Annotated in this window: 3 protein-coding genes; all 3 read right to left on the bottom strand. The window is 32.1% G+C overall.

The features are described from left to right. The coding region (locus AAC008_RS14750) for a heavy metal-binding domain-containing protein (RefSeq protein ID WP_339890271.1) at positions 1-368 on the bottom strand (368 nt) is incomplete at its 3' end. A gap of 2 nt (positions 369-370) precedes the next feature. After that, positions 371-1,591, bottom strand: a complete 1,221-nt coding sequence (locus AAC008_RS14745) for a TolC family protein (RefSeq protein ID WP_339890269.1) — start codon at positions 1,589-1,591, stop codon at positions 371-373. Continuing rightward, positions 1,584-5,408, bottom strand: a complete 3,825-nt coding sequence (locus tag AAC008_RS14740) for an efflux RND transporter permease subunit (RefSeq protein WP_339890267.1) — start codon at positions 5,406-5,408, stop codon at positions 1,584-1,586. The genes AAC008_RS14745 and AAC008_RS14740 overlap by 8 nt, the downstream gene beginning before the upstream one ends. Positions 5,409-5,431: the final 23 nt, after the last annotated feature.

The raw sequence follows: 5,431 nt of genomic DNA, 5'->3' as shown, positions 1-5,431 counted from the left end.
ACTGTTTTCTCATTCACTTCAATTTTTCCATTCAATGAAATTTCTTTTACGCCATCCGTATTTCCTACTTTGTAAGTAGAGATACCTGCAATAATCATCGCTGATTCAGACATACTAATTGCTTCTGGATCGATATCATAATTACCTGATTCTAAAGGAATTAATTCCATTCCACAGATGGGACAATCTCCTGGTTCTGGTTGTCTAATTTGTGGATGCATGGAACACGTCCAAACTTCAGCTTTTGATTTGACTTCAGTTTTATTATCTTCTTCTTTAGTGCTTCCACCAAAGAATAGAGCACCTAATAATAGCCCAACTAATAAAGTTATTGCTAATAAGATTTTTGTTTTTTTATCTATGTTCATAATTAAAATTGTTTTGCTGTTAAATAATCCAATTCAGCTAATTTTATATAAAAAGTACTGGTGCTTGACAACTGCATTTTTTGATACTTTAAAAGTTCTTGTTGCATGCGTAATACTTCTTCAAAATCTTTATTCGCATTACTGTAATAAGCAAATAGTAGGTTCAAACTTTTGGAGAGCGTTATCACTTGACCTTCATATAATTTTAATAAATCTCTTTCCTTTTCTAGTTCAAAAACAAGTTTATAGTATGTACCGTTTAATTTGTTTTCATACGCTTCTTTTTGAAAAGAATAACTTTCTTGCATCAATTTTGCTTCTTTCGTTGCTGCATTGTATTTTTTTCTAAAAATTGGCAAACTAATCGAAACCATTGGCATGATAATATCTTTACCCGAATCTGGAAAGTTATTCATTCCTTTCCCTACCAAAACATAATCTAAACCAAGACCTAATTTAGGTAAACCTTGTTTTCTGGCTACTTCAATAGCTACTTCTGAAGCTTGTTTTTTTAATTCAAGCTCTTGTAGTATTGGGTTAGTGGTTATAGAATCTTTGCGGTATTCCATTGGTAATTCGATAATTTGCAAATCTTTAGAAACAACAATTTTTTCATCGTGCTTTCTATTTAGAATACTATTTAACCAAGATGTTACTGCAGGTTCTTTTTTAGTTAAAATATCTAAATTAGTTTGCGCATCTTTTATCATAATATCCACACGCAAGACATCTACTAAACTACCTTTACCGTTTTCAAATTTTGCATTGGCAATATTTTTGTATGATTCTAGAATTTTGATATTTTCTTGTTCAATGCCTTTTAATTTTAGTAGTTCATACAAAGGATAATATGCAGTAGCAACTTGAGAATACAATTGATTTTTAGCATTTAAAAATGCTTGATATTTACTTTCAGCCATTAAGGTTGTAGCATTTTTTTGTGCTTTTAAAGTACCAAACCAAGGAAACATTTGAGTTAGTGAAAATCGCATGTTTTGAGGACCAAGTCTTGTTTCTACGGGTGAAATAAAATAACCCATAGAAAGATTAGGATCTGGTAAAGAACTCACTTGTGGTATTTTTTGCATGGCTGCTTCAAACTCCTTATACTTTGCTTTTAATTCCGGATTATTTTCCGCTGCAATAGTATAATAGTCGTTTATAGATTGCCCTTCAACATTATAAGCAAAAAATAGAATTGATAGTATTAGTATTTTACGCATTTCTTTTTTCTTTATTTTTAATTACTGTTTCTCTCCAAAACGCTTGCAATACAGGCACTACAAACATGGTCATAATTTGAATGGTCATTCCTCCAAAAGTTGGAATAGCCATTGGAATCATAATATCTGAACCTTTACCTGTTGAGGTTAATACTGGAAGTAAAGCAATGATTGTTGTAGCCGTTGTCATCACAGCAGGTCTAACTCTCATTTTACCAGCTTCAACTACTGCATCACGAACACCAGCTATTGTTTGAGGATTTTTTTCTTCAAAAACTTGATGAATATAAGAACCCATAATTACTCCATCATCAGTAGCAATTCCAAATAATGCTATGAAACCTACCCAAACAGCTACACTTAAATTAATGGAATGCATTTGAAATAAATCCCGCATGTTTACATCTGCAACAGCAAAATTCATAAACCAATCTTGTCCGTATAACCATAGCATGATAAATCCACCTGCAAATGCAACAAATACTCCAGAGAAATGGATTGAGGATGCAATAATAGTTTTGAATTGGAAATAGAGTAATAAAAAGATAACTATTAAGCATATAGGAATTACAATAGAAAGCCTTTTCATAGCTCTAATTTGATTTTCATAACTCCCTGAAAATTTATAATTAACACCTTGAGGAACTATTAATTCTCCCGAATCAATTTTGGTTTGAATTGCTTTTTGTGCATCATTCACTACATCTACTTCAGCATAATTATCATTTTTATCAAAAAGTACAAATCCAACCAAAAAAGTATCCTCACTCTTAATTGCTTGAGGTCCTTTTTTGTATTCAAATTGTACCAATTGACCTAATGGAATTTGAGCTCCAGTTGGAGTAGCTACTAATATTTTAGCCAAAGCCTCTGGACTATCTCTCAATTCTCTAGGATAACGAACTCGAATAGGATAACGTTCTCTACCTTCAACAGTAGAAGAAATTTTCATTCCACCAATTGCTGTTTCTATTGTTTGTTGGATATCTTCTACATTTAAGCCAAAACGAGCGATCTTTTCTCTGTCAATGTTTAAATGTAAATAAGGTTTTCCTACAATTCTATCGGCAAAAACTGCTTCACGTTTTACAGAAGGTACTTCTTTAATTATACCTTCAAGTTCTAAACCAAACTCTTCAATCGTTTTTAAATCGGGTCCAAAAACTTTTATTCCCATAGGTGCTCTCATTCCTGTTTGAAGCATTACTAATCGTGTTTCTATAGGCTGTAGTTTAGGAGCAGATGTAACTCCAGGTATTTTTGATGCTTTTACAATTTCATTCCAAATATCATCAGGTGATTTAATTATATCTCTCCAATTTCTGTAGAAAGTACCGTCTTCATCAGCTATTAAATTTTTTATTGAAATTGCCTGTTTTAATGCATCATCATGCGTAAGACTATCTCCAGATTTTGTGATGAAACGACCTTTATTATCGGTCTTAAATCGCATACGATGCCCTTTTGCATTTAAAATAAATTCTGGTTTGTAATTGATAATATTTTCATACATAGAAATAGGAGCAGGATCTAGTGCACTTTCTACACGACCTAATTTACCAACAGCCATATCTACTTCGGGAATATGATTCAGAATCATATCCAATTGACCTACCACTTTTCTATTTTGTTCCACACCTGCATGAGGCATTGAAGTTGGCATTAATAAATAACTACCTTCATTAAGCGTTGGCATAAACTCGGAACCAATACCTGGAAAAGTATGAGAAGGAACCGACCATGCTTTTGTTGCTCTTATATTCCAACCTATTTTATCAAATCCTTTAGCCACAAAACCAAAAGTGCTTTCAAAACCTATCCATACTAAAACTCCAAAAAATAATGTCGCTATGGGTAACAACATGAATTTACCTTTGTTTTCTAAACACCAACGCAGCACTCTTTCATAAGAACTGACAATATATAAAAGTGCTCCTATTATTATTCCTAACAAAACAATTACAAATAGATAATTTCCAATTACGCTTATTTGTGGCCCTAATGGCATCCATTCTTGAGTTAAAAAGAAAGAAACAATAAATACTACTATAACTAAGTTGAAATGCTTTGTATAAGGTTGAAATTTTTCAGGAATTTTATGATTAAACAGGTCATATAATCCCATTAAGGTTAATCCCAACGGAAGCCAAATTTTGAAATAAATACTTAGTAAAATACCTCCTGAAATAAATACATACGACCAAAAACGTTTTACTCTTTTCTTATCATAGTCAATTCCAAATAAATAGTTAGCTAAAGAAGGAAGTACTACAATTCCTAATACAAAAGCTCCTAACAGTGCAAAAGTCTTTGTGAATGCTAAAGGTCTAAATAATTTACCTTCAGCAGATTCCATTGCAAAAACAGGAATAAAACTAACAACTGTTGTTGCTAAAGCTGTTGTAATAGCTGATGCAACTTCAGTAGTTCCTTCATAAATTACTAGCATTAATTGTTTTCCTTTTACTCCTTTATTCTTCGGCATTTCGAGATGTCGAATAATATTTTCGACAAAGACGACTCCAACATCTACCATTACTCCAATAGCAATAGCAATACCGGAAAGTGCAACAACATTTGCATCTACTCCAGAATAACGCATAACAATAAAAGTCATTAACACACCAACGGGTAATAAACTTGAAATAATTAACGAAGCTCTTAAATTAAAAACTAAAAGTAAGACGACAATAATACTAATTAAAACTTCATGAGAAAGAGCTGTTTCTAATGTTCCTATTGTTTCTTGAATTAATTCTGTACGGTCATAAAAAGGAATAATGGTTAATTGACTTTCTACACCATTAGCTAATGTCTTTTTGGGTAAACCAGATGCAATTTCACTTATTTTAGATTTTACCCCATTGATTACTTCTAATGGATTAGAACCATAACGTGCAATTACAACACCACCTACAGCTTCTGCACCACCTTTATCTAAAATTCCTCTTCTTGTTGACGGACCTAAACTAACAACTCCAATATCTTTTATACGTATTGGAACATTATCTTTAACTGCAACAACAGCGAGTTCAATATCCTCTACTTTTTTTACATAACCTAAACCTCTAACTAAATATTCGGCTTGGTTGATTTCAATTGTTTTTGCACCAACATCTTTATTTGATTTTTGTACCGCAGTCATTACCTGCATCAAACTGATATTATAAGCTTTCAATGCATCAGGATTAACGTCTATTTGGTACTCTTTTACAAAACCTCCAATAGATGCTACTTCTGAAACTCCTTTAACAGCGTTTAAACCGTATTTAATATAGAAATCTTGTGCTGTTCTAATCTCTTGTAAATCCCATCCACCAGTTGGATTACCAGCTTTATCTCTTCCTTCAACTGTGTACCAATATACTTGTCCTAATGCTGTTGCATCTGGACCAAGTGATGGTTTTACATTTTCAGGTAATAAGCTATTAGGTAATGAGTTTAATTTTTCAAGTATTCTGGATCTAGACCAGTAAAATTCAATATCATCATCGAAAATTATGTAAATACTTGAAAAACCAAAAATGGAATTACTTCTAATCGATTTTACACCTGGAATACCTAATAAATAAGTAGTTAATGGATAAGAAATTTGGTCTTCAATATCTTGGGGTGATCTACCTGGCCATTGTGTAAAAACAATTTGTTGATTTTCACCAATGTCTGGAATAGCATCAACCGCAACCGCATCAGAAGGAATGAATGGTATTTTCCAGTTAAACGGAGCTGTGGAAATACCCCATAAAATTAGAACCATCAGAATAAGAACAGTTACTAATCTATTTTCTAGGAAATATTTAATTATTTTATTTAACATCTGAATATAAAATTTATAACCAT

Origin of the sequence: uncultured Flavobacterium sp., from assembly GCF_963975515.1 — a bacterium.
Taxonomy (GTDB): Bacteria; Bacteroidota; Bacteroidia; order Flavobacteriales; family Flavobacteriaceae; genus Flavobacterium.
The sequence above is the reverse complement of the archived record's forward strand: the minus strand, read 5'-3'. Positions and strand labels throughout refer to the sequence as shown.